Genomic DNA, 19,303 nt, shown 5'->3' with positions numbered 1-19,303 from the left:
AGCCGCCCGTATCTTTTAAGACGCCAGCGACAACGCCGGCTTTTTCTGGTGGGTAGCAAGCCATTCGCTGATGCGCGCTTGCTGCTGCTCGTTCAGCCACATACCCTGCTTGGTACGACGCCAGATGGCATCATCCAGTTCGCGCACCCACTCGTGCTGCACCAGGTAGCGCAGCTCGGCTTCGTAGAAATCGTGACCAAAGTTCTCACCTAAATCTTCGAGGCTGGTGGCATCTTTCAGCAGCGCTTCGCTGTTGCTGCCGTAAGTCCGCGCATAGTGACGCGCCATTCCTTCAGTAATAAAGCTATAACGACGGCGCAGGCTGGCCGCGTAGTCATCACGGCCACCCGCGATATCACCACCCGGCAGTACGCAGTTGCGCGTCCAGGCTTCACCGATATTCGGGTAGTACTTCGACAGTTTCTCTAACGCATGCTCCGCCAGCTTACGATAAGTGGTTAGCTTGCCGCCAAACACCGACAGTAATGGGGCTTTACCTTCGTCATCGCGCACATCCAGCGTGTAATCGCGGGTGATGGCTTGCGGTGAGTCGGACTCGTCGTCACACAGTGGACGAACGCCGGAATACGTCCAGACGATATCGTCACGCGCCAGGTCTTTCTTAAAGTGTTCATTAAACACTTTCAGCAGGTAATCGATCTCGTTGTCGTCAATTTTGACACTCTTCGGATCGCCTTTGTACTCCACGTCGGTGGTACCGATAATTGAGAACTCGTCCATCCACGGAATAACAAACACGATACGGTTATCTTCGTTCTGCAGGATATAAGCCTGTTTCTGCGTATGAACGCGCGGCACCACAATATGGCTGCCTTTAATCAGACGAATACCGTAAGGCGATTTCAGCTTCAGGCTGTCATCGAACAGCTGTTTAACCCACGGACCGGCAGCATTCACCAGACCTTTGGCACGCCAGGTAAAGGTTTTACCGCTGTCGACGTCTTCTGCTTCCACCATCCACAGCCCTTTTTCGCGCCATGCACGGGTAACACGGGTGCGGGTACGGACTTCACCGCCGCGTTTCACCACTTCCTGAGCATTCAGCACAACCAGACGCGCATCGTCGACCCAGCAGTCGGAATATTCGAAACCGCGCACGATTTCAGGTTTAAGTACCGAATCTGAGTCAAAACGCAAACTTTTGCTGCCCGGTAAGCTGGTGCGCTTGCCGAGATGATCGTACATAAACAGGCCAACGCGGATCATCCACGCCGGGCGCAGATGCGGGCGGTGCGGCAAACGAAAGCGCATAGGAAAGGCAATATGCGGCGCCATTTTCAGCAGCACTTCGCGCTCGGCCAGCGCTTCGCTGACCAGGCGGAATTCGTAGTGTTCCAGATAGCGCAGGCCACCGTGGATTAATTTAGAACTGGCGGAAGAGGTCGCACAGGCCAAATCTTGCGCCTCAAGCATTAGCACAGACAGTCCGCGTCCTGCAGCATCAGCTGCAATGCCGGCACCGTTGATGCCGCCGCCGATTACGATCAAGTCTTTGGTTTCCACGTCATCTCCCCCGATGTTCGGAATGGCTCAATTATGTTCGTTTTCGAACATGATATTAGTCGGAAACCAACATTGATGCCAGTGGTTAACCGAATAAAAACATTTATGCGTGATGCAGGTAACATAATTAGCGACACAAAAGCGCGGTAACAATAACATTTGTCTGGTTATTGCCGACCGGGTTCAGGTTACAATAGCGCCAATTCGTTTCGTAATTGACTGGAAAACACCATGGAACAATTTGAATGTATCAGCGTGCAGCAGGCACAACAGCGTCTGGAACAAGGCGCGGCGCTGCTGATTGATATCCGCGACCCGCAAAGCTTTGCAGCCGCCCATGCCAGCGGTGCCTTCCATCTGACTAACGATTCACTTAACACCTTTATGCAACAAACCGATTTCAGCACGCCTGTACTGGTCATGTGCTATCACGGCAACAGCAGTAAAGGTGCGGCGCAGTATCTGCTGACTCAGGGATTCGATCAGGCTTACAGTATCGATGGTGGCTTTGACGCCTGGCGCGCCGCTTTCCCACAGCAGGTTGAAACCACAGCAAGCTGATTTTCAGCCGACCGGCAATTAACACAGACAGGTACAGGGGCTGACAGTAATAATGAGGCATATAACCCACTTTAATAATCCGCGTCTGGCGCAGGCGTTTGTCGACTATATGGCGACGCGCGGCGTGACGCTGCGCATTGAGCACCAGGAGGGCAGCTGGAATATCCTGCTGCCGGATGAAGCGCAGGCTGCGATGGTCGAAAACGAACTTCAGCAGTTTGTGCGTGATCCGCTGCACCCGCGCTATCAGGACGCCAGCTGGAAGTCAGGCAATACGTCCAGCGGCTTGCGTTATTCCAGCGCATCGCTGCTCGATAACATTCGCCAGCGCGCCGGTCCGCTGACCATGACGCTGATGGTTGTCTGCGTGGCAATCTATATTCTGATGCAGCTGCTCGGCGACCGCGCCGTAATGGCCTGGCTGGCGTGGCCGGATGGCGAAGGTCAGTATTTCCAGCTGTGGCGCTGGTTTAGCCATAGCTTATTGCATTTCTCACTGCTGCATATTTTGTTCAATCTGATGTGGTGGTGGTATCTCGGCGGAGCGGTAGAAAAGCGCCTTGGCAGCGGCAAGCTGATCGTGATTACGCTGATTTCGGCGCTGCTCAGTGGCTGGATGCAGGCAAAATTCAGCGGCATCTGGTTTGGTGGTTTATCAGGCGTAGTGTATGCGCTGATGGGTTATGCCTGGCTGCGAGGCGAGCGCGATCCCGAAAGTGGAATTTACCTTGAGCGTGGTTTGATGGGTTTCGCTATCCTGTGGCTGGTGATTGGATACTTTGGCGTGTTCGGCTTAGCGATTGCCAATGCTGCGCACGTCACCGGCTTGCTGGTGGGGCTTGCAATGGCATTTGTCGATACGCGCCATGTACGCAAATAAAAAGTATAAAGTTCGGAGATCTTCGTGAAGCAGACGCAACGTCACGACGCCATTATCGATCTGGTTCGTCGTCAGGGATATGTCAGTACTGAAGAGCTGGTGGAGCATTTCGACGTCAGCCCGCAAACTATCCGCCGCGATCTTAACGATCTGGCCGATCAGAATAAAATTCAGCGTCATCACGGCGGCGCGGCGCTGCCTTCCAGCTCCGAAAATACCGCGTGGCAGGATCGTAAAATGATGTGGTCAGCGGAAAAAGCGCGCATCGCTCAGCGGGTAGCCAGCCAGATACCCGATGGTGCCACGCTATTTATTGATATCGGTACCACGCCGGAAGCTGTCGCCCATGCGCTGATGAATCACAATAATCTGCGGGTGGTGACCAATAATCTCAACGTGGCAATGCTGCTGATGTCCAAGCCGGACTTCCGCCTGATTCTGGCCGGTGGTGAAGTGCGCACTCGCGATGGCGGTATCATGGGCGAGGCGACGCTTGATTTTATCTCTCAGTTCCGTCTGGATTTCGGCATTCTTGGTATCAGCGGCATCGATATGGATGGCTCGCTGCTGGAGTTTGATTACCATGAGGTGCGCACCAAGCGCGCGATCATCGAGAATTCGCGCTGCGTGATGCTGGTGGCCGACCATTCAAAGTTTGGCCGTAATGCGATGGTTAATCTCGGTAATATGAGCCTGATCGACCATCTGTATACCGACGAGCCACCGCCGCCGAGCGTGATGAAAGTGATTGAGCAGCATGAGGTGCATCTGGAGCTGTGCTGAATTTATGATTGCGGGCGGTGAGAACGCCGCCGCGCATTCATTTCTTAGTGGTGATTGATCACGCCACGCCCATTCCCATCAAATGCAATAACTGCTGCGCCTGCTGTACGGCTTCCTGGCGATGTACCACGCCCAACTTCTGATAAAGATTACGAATATGGGTTTTAATGGTGGTTGGCGCGACGTCCAGCTCGCTGGCGATTTGATCGTTGCTGTAGCCGGAATAGATCAGTCCTAACACCTGCCACTCGCGCTGGGTCAGCGGGCTGGTACGAATCAGCTCCGGTACTTGTGGGTGGGTTAATAATCGGGTGATAAACGTCTCATCAAAATGGGCGAACTTGTGACGGTGATGCTGGTTGATATCGCGTAAGATCCGCTGCGCACGGTGCTGTTCCAGTTCGGGCAGGGTATTCAGCTGTAATAACTGCCGCAGCTGCTGCGCCATCGCTTCACCTTCAATCACAAAATGGCTGACAAAGCCGGTGCGGTTAGCCAGCGACAGCGACTCTATCAGTGCTTTCTGCGCATCGCTTTTACGGTCGGTCTGCCAGTAGAGCGCGTTGCTCAGCAGCAAGTTACGATTGAGATCGCTGATTAAACGCAAACGGCGTGCATTTTCATTCAGCTCATCCAGTACCACTTCGGCTTCATCATATTGCCCAAGCAAAATTTGCGCGCGGGCGATATTGCGCCACTGCCCTTGCAAAAAGTGGTTATCGGCATCTGCTGGTTTTGGCGTCAGTCGCAGCCAGTTAGCGGCGGCCACTTTGTCATTGGTCATCTGCCAGTAAATTACCCGCGGCTTGTCGGCATTCGTCACCCAGTCGCTGTGATACTGGCCGTTACCCAATAAGTTTTCACAGCGGTTAAGATGACGACGGGCATTATCCATATCCCCGCGCGCCAGTGCACATTTCGCCAGCATCGCCAGACACTGTAGCTGTTGCTGCGGCTGGAAGTTTGCCAGCACCTCCAGCCCATTGCGCGCGGCGGTTTCAGCATCATCAAGATGCGACCACGACCACAGCAGCTGCGCGCGAATACGCAGCAAAAATTCGTGCATCGGTAACTGTTCCAGCCCCTGTTTATCAATCAGGGCAAAGGCTTTTTGCTGGGTTTCGAACGCGGTTTGCAGGAATCCCTGGGCGATCAAAATTTCACTCTGCTGCAATAGCGCCCAGAGCGCGTAATGGCAGATATCATGCTGTTGAGCCATCTGCGCGGTTTGCTGCATCATCGCCAGCGCCTGGCTCAACTCACCCTGGCAGTGCAGCACTTCACCCTTAACCGAGGTGGCAACAATCCGGCTGTAGTAATGAGCCAGCGGCAGTGTATTCAGCGCATGAGTGGCCAGTCGCTCCGCTTCATCCGGCTTACCGGCGTTGATCGCCACCTGCGCGCGCAGCGCATCAAATTCGGCGCTCAGAACCGCATCAACCGCTATTTGCTGCATTGCCATCTCCTGCTCAGCGCGTGCCAGCAGCAGATTGACTTCATTATACCGATGCTGACTCTGTGCCAGCCACGCCTGCAATAAGATCAGCCGTGGGTTTTCCACCAGCAATTGCCATGGCAGCGCTTTCAGACCCTCTTCCAGCAGCGCCAGTTCGCTATGATTGAACAGCGACCAGGCGTGTTGCAGCAAGATATCGCGCAGTAACAAGGTATCTTCCGCCGCCAGCGCATGATGAATGGCTTCTCCGGCAAAGCCGAGCGCCATCCAGCCTTCCGCCGCCGCGCGATGCAGCTGATGCAGATCGCTACCCAGCTCCCACTGGCAGCGCTGGCGCAAAAAGCTGACAAACAGCGGGTGAAAATTAAACCACTGGCCGCTGTCGTCCATCCGCTGCAAAAACAGCCCCTGCCGCTCGGTCTCTTCCAGACGCAGCTGGCCATTTTCTTCGCCGGTAATGCGGGCAATCAGCTCATCATTCATTGAGCGCAGTACTGAGCTGCGCAGTAAAAAGTTACGCGTGGCGTCATCAACGCAGTCGAGCACTTCATCGACCAGATAATCAGACAGATGGCTGGCATTAATGCCAGCCAGTCGTTGCGCAGACTGGTGTGTTGGCGTATTGGACTGGCGTTCCGACAGCGCAATCAGCTGCAAAGCGGTTGCCCAGCCAGCCACATCATCACACAGCCGCTGGGAGTGAGTGGCATCAATTGGCTGCTGCAAACGGCAATCGAAGAACTGTTTCGCCTCGCCGTGGGTAAATGCCAGCGACTGGCTGTTAACTTCCAGCAGTTGCTCACGCACCCGCAGATTGGCAATGCCAAGTGAGGGCAGATTGCGCGACAGAATCACCAGCGTCAGGTTTTCCGGCTGGTGACGAATAAAAAAGCGCATAGCCTGATGGATGGCATCATTCGTCAGCAGGTGATAGTCATCTATTACCAAAAACAGCGGACGGTGCCATTCAGAAAGTTCGACAAACAGCTGGGAAAACAGGGCGCTCAGGCTGGCGTACTGACGTTTTTGCGCCAGCGCTTCGCTGCGCACGCAGTGGCCGCCGGTAGCCTGCTGAATGGCGGCCATAAAATAGGTGGCGAAGCGTTCGGGATAGTTGTCACTCTCATCCAGAGAGTACCAACCTAGATCGCTTTTATCGGCGGCCCACTGTGCAACCAGCGTGGTTTTGCCATATCCGGCCGGGCTGGTGACCAGCGCCAGACGGTAAAAATTAATATTCGTGAGCCTTGCAATCAAACGCTCCCGAACAATGGTGTTCTGAAGCCGCGATGGACGGCTGAGTTTAGATGGTATCAGCATGGCTTACACTTCACTGTGCGAAATAGGAGGATACAACCGGAATTATTTTACAGCGTGTAATTAAGTACATTCCGTCAGTCGGCAGCCTATTGCAAGGATCGCTGATAATGAGAATTCATTATGTTGCACCTCATCACACTTCCTTACGCAAATTTTAATATTTCAGCTCACGGTATTAATTGAACATAACGAAATAATTAACTGTAGTTATCATTTTTATCAACGTTTTATCTTTACTGCTGCGGCTGCCGAGCTTCTGCCCGGCCAGGAAAATGGGCGCGTCAGAGAGTGACGTCAGCAGAATTTTTTGGCTTTATTGTCGTCATTAATGAGCTTTTTTCCGCATTGCCGTCTTAAATTAAGTGCTGGCGATCACATTTATGGCTACGCCCTGCAACTCATCCCCGTCTAAGCCCCTCACAGGATGATGCTGTGCGATAACGCAACCGTCAGCATGTGCGCATCAATTTTTCGCGAAACTATTCACTTACCGGAAGAGATTTATGTCGCAGCAAAAATTTAATAAGGCACGTTTTGAGGCAGCGCTGACTCGCCAGTGGCAACACCTGGGATTGAACTCGTTGCAGGAGCTGAACAGCCATCAGCGCTGGCAGGCGGTAAGCGGCGCGCTGGCCGAGCTGCTGGCCGCACAGCCGGTGGCGAAAGCAGATAAAAAGCAGCGTCATGTTAACTACATTTCAATGGAGTTTCTGATTGGTCGCCTGACCGGTAATAACCTGCTGAATCTTGGCTGGTATAACGAGGTGCAGGCGGTTCTGGCCGACCAGCAGATCAGCCTGACTGAACTGCTGGAGGAAGAGGTCGATCCGGCATTGGGCAACGGTGGGCTTGGGCGCCTGGCGGCCTGCTTCCTCGATTCAATGGCAACCGTGGGCCAGTCGGCGATCGGCTATGGCCTTAATTATCAGTATGGTTTGTTCCGGCAGTCGTTTGATGATGGTCACCAGCAAGAAGCGCCGGATGACTGGCATCGCCAGTCTTACCCGTGGTTCCGCCATAACGCCGCGCTGGATGTGGATGTATCAATCGGCGGTAAAGTCGTGCGGGGTGATGACGGTCAGTATCGCTGGCAGCCGGGCTTTGTACTGCGCGGTGAAGCCTGGGATCTGCCGGTGATTGGCTACCGTAATGGCGTGGCGCAGCCGCTGCGACTGTGGCAGGCGACCCATGTTCATCCGTTTAACTTTACGCTGTTTAATGACGGCAAATTCCTGCAGGCAGAACAGCAGGGGATTGATGCCGCCAAACTGACCAAAGTGCTGTACCCGAACGATAATCATCAGGATGGCAAACGTCTGCGCCTGATGCAGCAATATTTCCAGTGCGCCTGTTCCGTTGCCGATATTCTTCGCCGCCATCACCAGGCCGGGCGTGCGATTGCCGAGCTGGCCGATTACGAAGTGATTCAGCTCAATGATACCCATCCAACCATCGCCATCCCTGAGATGCTGCGGGTGCTGCTGGATGAGCATCAGCTTGGCTGGGAGGCTGCATGGGCCATCACCAGTAAAGTGTTCGCTTACACCAACCATACGCTGATGCCGGAAGCGCTGGAGCGCTGGGATGAGAAGCTGGTACGCAGCCTGCTGCCGCGTCATTTAATGATTATCCATGAAATTAACAAACGCTTTAAGAAGCTGGTCGACAAGCAGTGGCCGGGCGACGAGGCGGTATGGGCGAAGCTGGCGGTAGTGCATGACAAGCAGGTACGGATGGCGAACCTGTGCGTGGTCAGTGGTTTTGCGGTTAACGGCGTGGCGGCGCTGCACTCTGAACTGGTGGTTAAGGATCTGTTCCCGGAATATCACCTGCTGTGGCCGAATAAATTCCACAATGTCACCAACGGCATCACGCCGCGTCGCTGGCTGAAACAGTGCAATCCTGAACTGGCAGCGCTGATTGATGACACCCTTAAAGTGGAGTGGGCCAACAATCTGGATGCGCTGAAAGGGCTGGAGCCGCTGGCCGATGATGCTGCGTTCCGTCAGCGTTACCGTCAGATCAAGCATGATAATAAGGCCCGGCTGGCAAGCTACATCCATCAGCTGACCGGCATCAGTGTGAATCCGGATGCGATGTTTGATATTCAGATCAAGCGCCTGCATGAGTATAAGCGCCAGCACCTTGGGCTGATGCATATTCTGCACTGCTATCGTCAGCTGCGCGATAATCCGCAAAGCGAGATGGTGCCGCGCGTATTCCTGTTCGGTGCCAAAGCAGCGCCGGGCTACTACCTGGCAAAAAATATCATCTACGCGATCAATAAAGTCGCCGAGAAAATCAATAACGATCCGCTGGTGGGCGATCGCCTGAAAGTGGTGTTTATTCCGGATTACCGCATTACCGCCGCAGAACTGATGATCCCGGCCGCCGATCTTTCGGAGCAGATCTCTACCGCAGGTTATGAAGCCTCCGGCACCGGCAATATGAAGCTGGCGCTGAACGGCGCACTGACCATCGGCACGCTTGACGGCGCGAACGTCGAAATTGCCGAGCAGGTGGGTGAAGAAAATATCTTTATCTTCGGTAATACCGTGGATGAAGTGAAAGCGCTTAAAGCTAAAGGCTATGACCCGCGTAAGCTGCGTAAAAAAGATAAATATCTTGATAGCCTGCTGAAAGAGCTGGAAAACGGCTTCTTCAGCAATGGCGATAAGCACGCCTTCGATATGCTGCTCGACAGCCTGACCAAAGGTGGCGATCCGTGGCTGGTGCTGGCAGATTTTGCCGAATACATTGCAGCGCAGCAACGGGTTGAAGCCTTATGGCGCGATCAGGAAGCCTGGACGCGTACCGCGATTCTTAATACCGCGCGTACCGGCATGTTCAGTTCGGATCGTTCAATTCGCGACTATCAGCAGCGTATCTGGCAGGCCAAACGGCAGGGCTGATTTCAGGCTGGTTTACTGGTGAGTCTGGCACTGTCCAGGCTCGCTGCAATAATGACGCCTGACAGGCAGGATTGGCCAAGGTGAATAATGGATTCAAAACAACTTAACAAGGCTGCCACTGCGGCCGGTATTGCATCCAGCTATATCAATGCGAAGGGGCAGCCAGAGGCGATTGCTGACGAGACCAAACAGCGCCTGCTGGCGGCGATGGGCAATCCGAAGCCGGCCAGTGCTGCGCCGCTACCGGCGGCCAAAGTATTTAGCGGCAGCGGTAAGTTAACGCTACCGGTCGATGGCAAAGGGCATTTCCACTGGCACTTACAGGCAGAAAGCGGCAAGCAGTATCAGGGCGAGATTGCCGCAGGCGATACCCTGACATTGCCATCCCGGCTGGCAACCGGCTATCACCAGCTGACGCTGACTCAGGGCAAACAACAGTGGCCGTGCCGTATTATTGTTGCGCCGAAGCGCTGCTTTGAGCCACAGAGATTGCGTGACGGTAAAAAGCTGTGGGGTGCCTGCGTCCAGCTTTATACCGTGCGCTCCGAGAAAAACTGGGGTATCGGCGATTTTGGCGACCTGCGCAGAATGCTGGATCAGATTGCCGATCGCGGCGGTGATTTTATCGGCCTTAACCCGATTCATTCGCTCTATCCGGCTAACCCGGAAAGTGCCAGCCCGTACAGCCCCTCTTCGCGTCGCTGGCTGAATGTGATTTATATCGATGTCGCACAGGTAACCGATTTTCAGCAGAGTAAAGCGGCGCAGCGCTGGTGGCAGGAGAGTGCGACTCAGCAGGCGTTAAGCCGTGCGCGCGACAGTGAATGGGTGGATTATCAGACCGTCAGCGATCTGAAAATTGCCGCACTGCGTCTCGCCTGGCAGCAGTTTTGTACCCGCGATAAGCAGGATGAAACCTGTGTCGATTTTGAACGCTTTATTACCCATGGCGGCGGCAGCCTGTTTTATCAGGCGGCTTACGATGCAATGCATGCGGCGATGCTGAAAGAGGATGCGCAGCGCTGGGGATGGCCGGTATGGCCGGAAGCGTATCAAAATGCAGATAACGCAGCTGTACAGACTTTTTGCCAGAAAAATCAGCAGGAAGTGCGCTTCTGGCTGTGGTTACAGTGGCTGGCTAATCGTCAGTTCGACCAGTGCTGGCAGCAGAGCCAGCAGCGTGATATGTCCATCGGTCTGTATCGCGATTTGGCGGTCGGCGTGGCAGAGGGCGGAGCGGAAACCTGGTGCGACCGCGAACTCTATTGCCTGAAAGCCTCGGTGGGCGCGCCGCCGGATATCTTAGGGCCGCTGGGACAAAACTGGGGCCTGCCGCCGATGGATCCGCATGTGATGGCGGCGCGGGGCTATCAGCCGTTTATCGACCTGCTGCGTGCCAATATGGCCAGCTGCGGCGCATTGCGCATCGATCATGTGATGTCGATGCTGCGGCTGTGGTGGATTCCGTACGGTGAAACCGCCGACCACGGTGCCTATGTGTATTATCCGGTGGAGGATCTGATGGCGATTCTGGCATTAGAGAGCCAGCGCAATCAGTGTATGGTCATCGGTGAAGACCTCGGTACCGTGCCGGTGGAGATTATCGGTAAGCTGCGCGACAGCGGGGTTTATTCGTGGAAAGTACTCTATTTCGAGCAAGAGTCGGCCGATCGCTATCGTGCGCCGGATGCCTGGCCCGCTCAGTCGATGGCCAGCGCCACCACCCACGATTTACCGACGCTGCGCGGCTTCTGGAGTGCCGGTGATTTAACGCTTGGCGAGGAGCTGGGACTGTATCCTGATAAGGTGATTTTGCGCGGGCTGTATGAGAATCGTCAGCAGCAGCGGCAGGCGTTGCTGGATGCATTGCACCAGTACGGCTGTGTGCCTAAGCGGTTGGGTAAGCGGGCGCTGAACATGCCGATGACGCCAGAGCTGAATCGCGGTATGCAGCGTTTTATCGCCGACAGTAACAGTGCGCTTCTGGGTTTGCAGCCGGAAGACTGGCTGGATATGGAAAAGCCGGTGAACGTGCCGGGAACCACCGATCAGTATCCCAACTGGCGGCGCAAGCTCAGCACTACGCTGGAAGCGATGTTCACCGATCAAAAAGTTAATCGCCTGATTAAGGATCTGGATCGGCGTCGGCGTTAGAAACCAAGACGACCCGACAGGCGGAGTGATTCGCCCGTCGGGTAATTGTCCATCAAAATCATTGAGTTAAATTAGCACAGGCAAGTTTAGGAAAGAGAGATACGGTATAAAATTCTTTAATCCATCAGAAATTCAATTTCTTTTGAAGAAAATAGCAGCAAAGTTGGGGGAGGCTTATCTATCCTGGTATGGATGATGAGGTTTCGACAGTTAATCTTACCTGTGCCATTAGCTAAACGTGTTGCGCGACAGCTTTAAGAATCAATATTTATTCAGCCGGGATGATTAACGTCTTTTGATTCTCCGGATACATTATGCACCTTCAAAAAAGTCATTCATTACTTAACTCCATTTATCACTCACTCCATTATCGCAACGTTTTTGATTAGTCGATCATTTGGAAAGTGGCTGTCCGGCGATCAATTTCACTACGTTAAAATTAATCGCATAAAAAAGGGTTCATAACACTGTTATGAACCCTCCGCGCCATCAAGTTTTCATGGCGTGACGACAAACTTAATAATAAGAGTGCTCGCCGCGCTGGTGCTCTGTCAGATCGCGCACGCCTTTCAGCTCCGGGAAAGTTTGCAGCAGCTCTTTCTCGATACCTTCTTTCAGCGTCACGTCGACCATTGAACAGCCGTTACAGCCGCCGCCAAACTGCAGAATGGCGTAGCCTTCATCAGTGATCTCCATCAGCGAGACTTTACCACCGTGGCCTGCCAGCTGCGGGTTGATCTGCGATTGCAGCTGATACTCAACGCGCTCAATCAGTGGCGCATCGTCTGACACCTTACGCATTTTCGCGTTAGGCGCTTTCAGCGTTAGCTGGGAACCGAGGTTGTCAGTAACGAAGTCAATTTCAGCATCATCCAGATATGGCGCACTGAGTTCATCAACGAAAGCGGACAGTTTTTCAAACTTAAATTCGGTGTCAGTGGCTTCTACTGCATCGGGTGGGCAGTAGGAGACGCCGCACTCGGCGGTAGGCGTACCCGGATTAATAACGAATACGCGGATCTGGGTGCCATCTTCCTGGTTTGACAGCAGTTTTGCGAAGTGTTCTTGCGCAGAATCAGAAATTCGGATCATGGCGATTGCTCAATAGTTAACACATTTAACTGGTTATAATACGCCCATCACTGGCGCGCTACAAGGTTCGACACTGGCATGTCACGGCAAAGCAGAAGAGGTAGCTCTTACTGTTAAAAAGAAAGACCCTTGTCCGGTCGAAGCCTCAAACAGCGCGATTCAATTTTCTCCATTTCCAGAAATTTTTGCCTGATTTTGTATAGCGTTTTGCTCTACGCCGGATTTGGCAGGATGTGACATCAATACTGGCAGATATCTACTGTTCCTCACTAGCGGAGATTCCTGTTATGCCAATACAGCTTCTTCGCTGTAGTTCAGAAGTAAGAGTTAGGTTTTTAGGCAGCCCGTGACTTGCGGGTAATTGCGACAAACCAGATTGAGTTTGTATTTCGGCTCGAAACCCTTATCCAGCATGCATTGCTGAACAATAGCGGCTTTGCGTAGTGTCGGCACGTAGGGCACCGAGCCCAAAGGTTGCGGATAACCGCATTGATACATTACCGCCAGTGCTTGTTTGTCGTTTTCAATTTCATGAGAATAATGCAGCGAGGCCCCCGCTTTACGCCAGCTAATCAGCGAGAACGTGCTCACGCCGGAATCCGGCTTTATCGGATGAAACCCTCTGTCTGCAACAAAAGGCAGCGCTTCTAACTGGCTCTGACTCAAGGGATGACCCTGCTCTTGTTCAAGGCAGGCTGGCGTATCGTGGTAAATACGAATGCTGCAAATTTTGAATCCGTCTTTTCGGGTAAACCCCATATTTTCCATGCATTGGTAATACAGAACCGACTCATTATCCGTTTTAGGGATATCGGGCCCAGGCAGTTGTACGCCGCATTTACCCATCGCGATACGCACGCCGTTGATGTCGGTATCAGGACGCTGCCACTGTGTCAGATCCGGTGCTGGAGGGCATCCTGTCAGCAGTAATACCGACGTTGTCAGCAGGGGTAAAGTTATCAGAGTCGATTTGCGGAACATCAAAAACCCTTAATTATTATAGTTTCAGCTGGCATCCATACTCTGCCCGTATTGCTCCTCACTCCAGTAAAAATTTCAACCTTTCTGGATTGATCAGTTTCCACAACGGATCTGAAATATTCGATCCGCTGATACCCTGGAATTTACGTTGAGTTCTGACTGCTGTTTTTCGCTTATAGCGGCCTGTTGACCCGTTTCCCAGAAATTAAATTCTCATTTATTAAAGCCTGCGCCAGTCACTGGCTAATTTTGTCTGGTGGACAATCTACCGGTAAAGATTCGGCTTGACTATTTCAGGGCTAAACACAAAAAGAAAGAAATCAGCACAGGCAACATATGTCACTATATCTCTGATATTAATGCATATATTAAGCGTCTGCTCAGTCATCATGCGTGAGTAGCCGTAAGCCGTGATCAAGCGCCTTGAGAAGGTTATGCTGCGCAATCAGCGTATCGTGGTCTCGGCTATCACTTATACCGAGATGCCGAGCGGTCCAAATGGCACGGCGATTGTCGGGTACGCCATTGCCGTCGGCGCCGTACTGGTAAAAATAATGTGAGGGTGTTTAAGCGGGAGCCGGATCTGGCGCTGGAAGATTGGGTCAGCTAGCTGCAGGCCCAATCTCGAAGTTGTAAAGTCCGCTTTGTGCCAGAAGCGGGCGTAGCTGACATCGGAATGACTAATCTGTGGGGGCTGGTCAGCGCAATATGGCAACTACGGTGTTGTCGTGGCATCAGCTTGTAAAGTAGCATGAGTTCTTCTGTCACACTTTGGATGCTCAATGACATTAAAAGCGACCTATCTTGAACAGCCTACGCCCGGTGATGAAACGGAAAGTGTTTCGATCATCGACGTCAATCCTTTTGGCCCTAATGGAGAAATGGATCGGCGACTGCTAATCAGTAAGGATGCTGAGCCCATTCTGATTTTACAGTTGTATGTACGTGCAAATGAGGATGGCTGGCTGATTTCCAGCGCCTTTTCTGAATTTCTCCTGAATGAATCCCACGTGGCAATCATTTGTGGTGATCACTTTTATGTTTTTGACATGGTCACTCGCTCGTTCAGAAACTATCCACTAGATGATAACGTTGGCCATATTTATTCAGTTCCTGACATCCATTCTGACAGGCTACATGATCAGGTTTTGGTCACCACTTACTGCCACGTTTTTTTGATTGATATTTCAGCTGGCATTCTCTGGAAATCGAGTCAGTGCGCTATTGATGGCGTGCTCATTACGTCAATAGATAATGATACGGTGCTTGGTCGGGGAGAGTGGGATCCTCCAGGAGGCTGGGAATCTTTTAAGCTCGATTTCAAAACGGGTATCCCGATTTGATGAAGGGGTTACCCTCACAGTAACTGCTAGAAGCGGATTTTGCTAACATCGCAATATCTAAATTTATGGGAAGCAGTTCATGGAAGCAAAATGATGAAGCATGAGCTATGGACAAACGAAGGTGGTTTAGATTTGTTTTGTCTTGCCGGTCCACGGGGAGACTCTGCTCGTAAAATGCTGGATCCAGACTACAGATTAGTGTGGACATGTGACACAGATTCCCATCTTGAAGCAATGAACAAATATTACGCGTTTCGTAATTGGGGAGAATATCAAACTGATTTTCCTGAACAGGACAGTAAGACCTACAAAGAAATGGGATGGGAGTAAAAGCACAACACCCATAACATAGTCGCTCAGTATTCTAATATTTCCGCGATGTCCGCTCTTCGCTCATAGCTGACATCGACGACAATTAAAATAAGAAGTAAACACAAAAAAGTCGAGCGGCATTATTTGCACGCTTACCGCATCTGTTGGATAGCAGATCAACAGAATCTCCCTGATGGCATAGCGTAACGGCCTCTTTAATCATCCCCACGAAAATCATTCGGGAACCGTTCAGCATTGTTCAAACAGTGCTACAGGGTTCGGCACAGGCACCAGACCTGCACGCTGGCGGCGCCAGCAGCCATTAACAGACGGCTGATTTCGCCAACGGTACTGCCGGTAGTGACCACATCATCAACGATGGCGATGTGACGCCCGCGAACGTCAATTTCCAGCCTGAAAGCCCCACGCAGATTTTTTCGCCGTGCACTGGCGCTTAACTGATGCTGCACCTTTCCGGCGCGCACCCGGCGCAATCCTTGTGGCTGATAATCACTACCGCACCAGTGCGCCAGTAAACGCGCCAGCAGGTCGGCCTGATTAAATCCCCGCTGCCATGCGCGTCGCTGATGCAGTGGCACGGCAACAATGATCGCTGGCCTGGCTAACGGGCGAATTCGTCGTTGCTGCCACCAGCTCAGCAAAATCAGCCGCGCCAGCACCGCGGAGAGTGCCGTTGTGCGATGAAATTTGAACTGAGTCAGCAATACGCTGAGAGGAGGCTGGTAGTTGCTGACAAAGCACAGCGCCTGCCACGGCGGCGGACGTCGCAGGCAGCGGCCGCACTGCCCGGTGATGCCAGCTGCTGGCAAGCCACAGCGCGGGCAGGCCGCCGGATGAAGCGGCAACTGACGATAACAGTAACTACAAACTCCCTGCTGATGCAGCGCCAGCGGCATCAGGCATAGCCAACAACATCCCGGCATTGGTAGCATAGTGGCCTCTAAAGTGATTCTGTAACGAATAAAGGACAATAACCGATGGCGCAGCTCTACTGGCAGACCGCCGGCACAGGAAAAGTTGATCTTGTGCTGTTGCACGGATGGGGACTGAATGCCGAAGTGTGGCATTGCATAATCGACCGGCTCAGCCCGCATTTTCGTTTGCATCTGGTAGACCTGCCAGGCTTTGGCCGCAGCAGCGGTTATGGCGCAATGACGCTGGACCAGATGGTGGACAGCCTGCTGCCGCAGATGCCGGAACAAGCGGTGTTAGTTGGCTGGTCGCTGGGCGGCCTGGTCGCCAGCCGCCTGGCGCTGCGTTATCCCGACAGAGTGCGGGCGCTAATCAGTGTGGCATCGTCACCTTGTTTTACTGCCCGCGAAGACTGGCCCGGGATTAAACCGCACACCCTGCAAGGTTTTCAGCATCAGCTGAGTGAAGACTTCCAGCGCACGGTTGAGCGTTTCCTGGCGCTGCAAACGCTGGGTACTGAATCTGCGCGGCAGGATGCGCGGTTGCTGAAGAGTGTGGTGTTGTCGCAGCCGATGCCGTCGGTCGAGGTACTGGAAGGTGGGCTGGAGATTCTCAGGCAGGTCGATCTGCGTGCTGAGATGGCCGGATTAAAAGTGCCAATGTTACGGCTGTATGGCTATCTCGACGGGCTGGTGCCGCGCAAGGTTGCCAGTTTGCTGGATGAGCAATGGCCAGATAGCGAATCACGCATTATTGAGAAAGCGGCACACGCGCCATTTATCTCGCATCCCGAGGCGTTCAGCCAGCATGTTATTGATTTTACGCAGTCGCTGGCGCAGTAACATTTGGTCATATAACTGGCAAATTTGTAAGTTAGCAGTAATAATTGCTCAGGTAAGCAAGGCTGCTAATTATCTCATCAGTCTGAGTTGTCCACGGAACCGGGCAATAATTTTTTGGCTGTTTACGTGTTCTGAAGTGGTAATTGCACATATCAATATCGATCTAAGGAGAGGCTTTATATGAATGTATTAAAAACTATTGCTGCAACATTAGTACTGGGTTCAGTTTCTTTTGGCGCGCTGGCGGCGGAAGAAGTGACCAAAGAGCAGGTTGAACAGATGAAGCTGGAAAAAATCGGTACGGTAACCACTACCGCTGAAACCACTTCACCAATGGATGCTAAAGCAGTGCTGTCAAAAGAGGCTGATAAAAAGGGCGGTAAATACTTCCTGGTTATCGCCGGACGTGAGCACGGTAAAATCAGCGCGACTGCTGAAGTTTACAAGTAATCCGTTCGCCGGGCATGCCTGATTAAGGCACGCCCGTTTTCAGCCACAGATAATGCCACGGCGCTAACACCAGCGTTTCATTCCCGTCGATCACCTCTTCGCGCACAATATCACGATACTTTCTTTGCTCGGGCAGCCGGGTTTCCACGCTTTTACTGCTCAGGTTATACACGCATAACAGGCTGGCTTGTCCGTCATGCGAGTAGCGGCGCAGTATCAACAGCGTATTGTCGCTGTCGAGAATTTCCATTGGATTATCAGGATGAAAAGCCGGCTGGCGGGTTCGCAGCTGGATTAATGCGCTGAGCTGCGTAAACACCTGATGGCGCAGCCCGTTTTCTGCCGTCAGCTGCTGCTCAATATCGGCAATGGCATATTTCTCGCGATTAATCGCGCGGTTGTGGCCGGCCGCTTTTACCCCTTCGTTGTCATTGCGCGAACCCAAAATACTCTGTACATAAATCGCCGGTACGCCGGGAAAGGCCAGCAGCAGGGCATGTGCCAGCATAAATCGGCGCAGACGCGTCTCGTCGTCGTCGTCCTGCTGGTTAAGCGCGTCCATATAGGTGACGTTAATTTCATAGGGGCTGGTGCTGCCATCCGGATTGTTTTTATACGAGATCAACGCGCCTTCCATTGCCAGATCGCGCACCAGTGCGACGATCTCTGATTCCGGCAAAATACCGCGCGCCGGATTAAGACCAATACCGTCATGTGAAGCGAGGAAGTTAAAGAAAGTGGTGGTGCCACCGCCGGAGTCCAGCGAGGCGGCCCACTGGCGCAGCGCGCGTGAAGAGCCATTATGTATTGCATGCAGCACCAGTGGCGGCAGCGAAAACTGATACACCATCTGTGCTTCATCCTCGCCGTTACCAAAATAGCTGATGTTGTCCTGATGCGGCACATTGGTTTCGGTAATGATCACCGTGCCGGGCGCCACCTCATCGACGATGGCGCGAAACAGTTTCACCAGCTGATGGGTTTTCGGCAGATGAATGCAGCGGGTGCCGGGGGTTTTCCACATGTAGCCAACTGCATCAAGGCGGACATAATCGGCCCCTTTTTTCAGGTAATCCAGCAGTACGCCGGCCATGCGAATCAGCACTTCCGGATTGCCGAAGTTGAGGTCTATCTGGTCGGCACTGAAGGTGGTCCAGATAAAGCGCTTTTCACCATTGGCAAAATCAAACGGCGTCAGCAGCGGCGAAGTGCGCGGGCGCGTGACCGCACTAAGGTCGGTGGCGGGCGGCATACTGATAAAAAAGTCGTCCCAGCCGGGGTCCAGCGCCAGAAAATGTTTAAACCAGGCGCTGTGCGCTGACATATGGTTGCAGACAAAATCGAACATCAGCCGCGTATGGCGATGTAATTCGGCAATATCTGACCAGTCGCCACAGATACTGTCGATCCGATGGTAGTCAATCACGGAAAAGCCATCGTCGGAAGACCATGGAAAGAACGGCAGCAGATGGACAATATTAAAAGTGTTGTGCAGATGCTGTTGGTAAAAGCGGGCAAAGGTGGCCAGCGTTGGCGCTTCGCTTTCGCGGAACTGATCGGCATAGGTAATCAGCACCACATCTTTCTCATCCCAGTGTGGCTTACGGGCATTTTTTATTGACTCGCGCGCCGCACGTATATCAGAAAGCAGCCGCTCGCGGCTGGCCTGCGGGAAGGTCGATGAATAGATTTCGTCTATTAAATTATTGATATTATGCATTTTAATCCAACGGGCCACCGCGTGGAGAATGAAAAAGCAC

At 52.9% G+C, this 19,303-nt stretch carries 15 protein-coding genes and 1 pseudogene; 10 read left to right on the top strand and 6 right to left on the bottom strand.

The genetic code is table 11. The features are described from left to right. Positions 1-15 precede the first annotated feature (15 nt). On the bottom strand, positions 16-1,524 hold the full coding sequence (gene glpD, locus ACP3TC_RS20210; protein WP_313855106.1) for a glycerol-3-phosphate dehydrogenase: 1,509 nt from the start codon (positions 1,522-1,524) through the stop codon (positions 16-18). A gap of 231 nt (positions 1,525-1,755) precedes the next feature. On the opposite strand from glpD, the gene glpE reads away from it, so the two are divergent. From glpE to ACP3TC_RS20195, 3 genes are read left to right on the top strand one after another with little or no spacing between them, the layout of a single operon-like run. Continuing rightward, entirely contained in the window at positions 1,756-2,085 is a 330-nt protein-coding gene (glpE, locus tag ACP3TC_RS20205) for a thiosulfate sulfurtransferase GlpE (RefSeq protein ID WP_313855107.1), read from the top strand. A gap of 52 nt (positions 2,086-2,137) precedes the next feature. Then, positions 2,138-2,965, top strand: coding sequence for a rhomboid family intramembrane serine protease GlpG (gene glpG, locus ACP3TC_RS20200; RefSeq protein WP_426817121.1), 828 nt, complete (start codon positions 2,138-2,140; stop codon positions 2,963-2,965). A 24-nt stretch (positions 2,966-2,989) separates the two neighbouring features. Then, positions 2,990-3,748: a DeoR/GlpR family transcriptional regulator gene (locus ACP3TC_RS20195; protein WP_313855110.1), complete on the top strand. Its 759-nt coding sequence runs from the start codon at positions 2,990-2,992 to the stop codon at positions 3,746-3,748. A gap of 58 nt (positions 3,749-3,806) precedes the next feature. On the opposite strand, the gene malT is transcribed toward ACP3TC_RS20195, so the two are convergent. Continuing rightward, positions 3,807-6,524 carry an HTH-type transcriptional regulator MalT gene (malT, locus tag ACP3TC_RS20190; RefSeq protein WP_313855112.1) on the bottom strand — a complete coding sequence of 906 codons (2,718 nt, stop codon included), beginning with the start codon at positions 6,522-6,524 and terminating at the stop codon, positions 3,807-3,809. A 503-nt stretch (positions 6,525-7,027) separates the two neighbouring features. Here malT and malP point away from each other — a divergent pair. Continuing rightward, positions 7,028-9,436: a maltodextrin phosphorylase gene (gene malP, locus ACP3TC_RS20185; RefSeq protein ID WP_426817120.1), complete on the top strand. Its 2,409-nt coding sequence runs from the start codon at positions 7,028-7,030 to the stop codon at positions 9,434-9,436. An 87-nt stretch (positions 9,437-9,523) separates the two neighbouring features. Continuing rightward, positions 9,524-11,590, top strand: coding sequence for a 4-alpha-glucanotransferase (gene malQ / locus ACP3TC_RS20180; protein ID WP_426817119.1), 2,067 nt, complete (start codon positions 9,524-9,526; stop codon positions 11,588-11,590). Between the two features lie 516 nt (positions 11,591-12,106). On the opposite strand, the gene nfuA is transcribed toward malQ, so the two are convergent. Next, positions 12,107-12,682, bottom strand: coding sequence for a Fe-S biogenesis protein NfuA (gene nfuA, locus ACP3TC_RS20175; RefSeq protein WP_313855117.1), 576 nt, complete (start codon positions 12,680-12,682; stop codon positions 12,107-12,109). Between the two features lie 327 nt (positions 12,683-13,009). Next, the gene (locus tag ACP3TC_RS20170; RefSeq protein ID WP_426817118.1) at positions 13,010-13,663 is read right to left on the bottom strand and encodes a hypothetical protein; all 654 of its coding nucleotides are present in this window, start codon (positions 13,661-13,663) and stop codon (positions 13,010-13,012) included. A gap of 407 nt (positions 13,664-14,070) precedes the next feature. Between ACP3TC_RS20170 and ACP3TC_RS20165 the strand changes: the two are divergent. From ACP3TC_RS20165 to ACP3TC_RS20155, 3 genes and pseudogenes are all read left to right on the top strand, one after another. Next, positions 14,071-14,273: pseudogene (locus ACP3TC_RS20165) on the top strand (VapC toxin family PIN domain ribonuclease); the annotation flags it as partial. 172 nt (positions 14,274-14,445) lie between these two features. Beyond that, positions 14,446-15,006 (top strand): hypothetical protein, encoded by a 561-nt coding sequence (locus ACP3TC_RS20160; protein WP_313853243.1) that lies wholly within the window; start codon positions 14,446-14,448, stop codon positions 15,004-15,006. A 90-nt stretch (positions 15,007-15,096) separates the two neighbouring features. After that, complete coding sequence (locus ACP3TC_RS20155) at positions 15,097-15,336, top strand: hypothetical protein (RefSeq protein ID WP_313853244.1); 240 nt, start codon at positions 15,097-15,099, stop codon at positions 15,334-15,336. A 251-nt stretch (positions 15,337-15,587) separates the two neighbouring features. Here ACP3TC_RS20155 and gntX read toward each other — a convergent pair whose 3' ends face one another. After that, positions 15,588-16,271, bottom strand: coding sequence for a DNA utilization protein GntX (gntX, locus tag ACP3TC_RS20150; RefSeq protein ID WP_313855126.1), 684 nt, complete (start codon positions 16,269-16,271; stop codon positions 15,588-15,590). A 45-nt stretch (positions 16,272-16,316) separates the two neighbouring features. On the opposite strand from gntX, the gene bioH reads away from it, so the two are divergent. Both bioH and ACP3TC_RS20140 read left to right on the top strand, forming a co-directional pair. Next, positions 16,317-17,093 carry a pimeloyl-ACP methyl ester esterase BioH gene (bioH, locus tag ACP3TC_RS20145; protein ID WP_313855127.1) on the top strand — a complete coding sequence of 259 codons (777 nt, stop codon included), beginning with the start codon at positions 16,317-16,319 and terminating at the stop codon, positions 17,091-17,093. 180 nt (positions 17,094-17,273) lie between these two features. Further along, positions 17,274-17,543 carry a YdgH/BhsA/McbA-like domain containing protein gene (locus ACP3TC_RS20140; protein ID WP_313855129.1) on the top strand — a complete coding sequence of 90 codons (270 nt, stop codon included), beginning with the start codon at positions 17,274-17,276 and terminating at the stop codon, positions 17,541-17,543. 22 nt (positions 17,544-17,565) lie between these two features. Here ACP3TC_RS20140 and ACP3TC_RS20135 read toward each other — a convergent pair whose 3' ends face one another. Continuing rightward, positions 17,566-19,263 carry an alpha-amylase family glycosyl hydrolase gene (locus ACP3TC_RS20135; protein WP_313855131.1) on the bottom strand — a complete coding sequence of 566 codons (1,698 nt, stop codon included), beginning with the start codon at positions 19,261-19,263 and terminating at the stop codon, positions 17,566-17,568. Between the last annotated feature and the right edge of the window lie 40 nt (positions 19,264-19,303).

It is taken from the genome of Winslowiella sp. 2C04 (assembly GCF_050037805.1).
Lineage (GTDB): Bacteria > Pseudomonadota > Gammaproteobacteria > Enterobacterales > Enterobacteriaceae > Erwinia > Erwinia toletana_A.
Note: the sequence above shows the minus strand (reverse complement) of the source record. Positions and strands in the feature narration are given on the sequence as shown.

Excerpts from the sequence above, each read along its gene's own strand:
- glpE (WP_313855107.1), top strand. The coding sequence starts at position 1,756 with ATGGAACAATTTGAATGTATCAGCGTGCAGCAGGCACAACAGCGTCTG.
- glpG (WP_426817121.1), top strand. The coding sequence starts at position 2,138 with ATGAGGCATATAACCCACTTTAATAATCCGCGTCTGGCGCAGGCGTTT.
- malT (WP_313855112.1), bottom strand. The coding sequence starts at position 6,524 with ATGCTGATACCATCTAAACTCAGCCGTCCATCGCGGCTTCAGAACACC.
- malP (WP_426817120.1), top strand. The coding sequence starts at position 7,028 with ATGTCGCAGCAAAAATTTAATAAGGCACGTTTTGAGGCAGCGCTGACT.
- malQ (WP_426817119.1), top strand. The coding sequence starts at position 9,524 with ATGGATTCAAAACAACTTAACAAGGCTGCCACTGCGGCCGGTATTGCA.
- nfuA (WP_313855117.1), bottom strand. The coding sequence starts at position 12,682 with ATGATCCGAATTTCTGATTCTGCGCAAGAACACTTCGCAAAACTGCTG.
- ACP3TC_RS20170 (WP_426817118.1), bottom strand. The coding sequence starts at position 13,663 with ATGTTCCGCAAATCGACTCTGATAACTTTACCCCTGCTGACAACGTCG.
- ACP3TC_RS20160 (WP_313853243.1), top strand. The coding sequence starts at position 14,446 with ATGACATTAAAAGCGACCTATCTTGAACAGCCTACGCCCGGTGATGAA.
- ACP3TC_RS20155 (WP_313853244.1), top strand. The coding sequence starts at position 15,097 with ATGATGAAGCATGAGCTATGGACAAACGAAGGTGGTTTAGATTTGTTT.
- gntX (WP_313855126.1), bottom strand. The coding sequence starts at position 16,271 with ATGCTACCAATGCCGGGATGTTGTTGGCTATGCCTGATGCCGCTGGCG.
- bioH (WP_313855127.1), top strand. The coding sequence starts at position 16,317 with ATGGCGCAGCTCTACTGGCAGACCGCCGGCACAGGAAAAGTTGATCTT.
- ACP3TC_RS20140 (WP_313855129.1), top strand. The coding sequence starts at position 17,274 with ATGAATGTATTAAAAACTATTGCTGCAACATTAGTACTGGGTTCAGTT.
- ACP3TC_RS20135 (WP_313855131.1), bottom strand. The coding sequence starts at position 19,263 with ATGCATAATATCAATAATTTAATAGACGAAATCTATTCATCGACCTTC.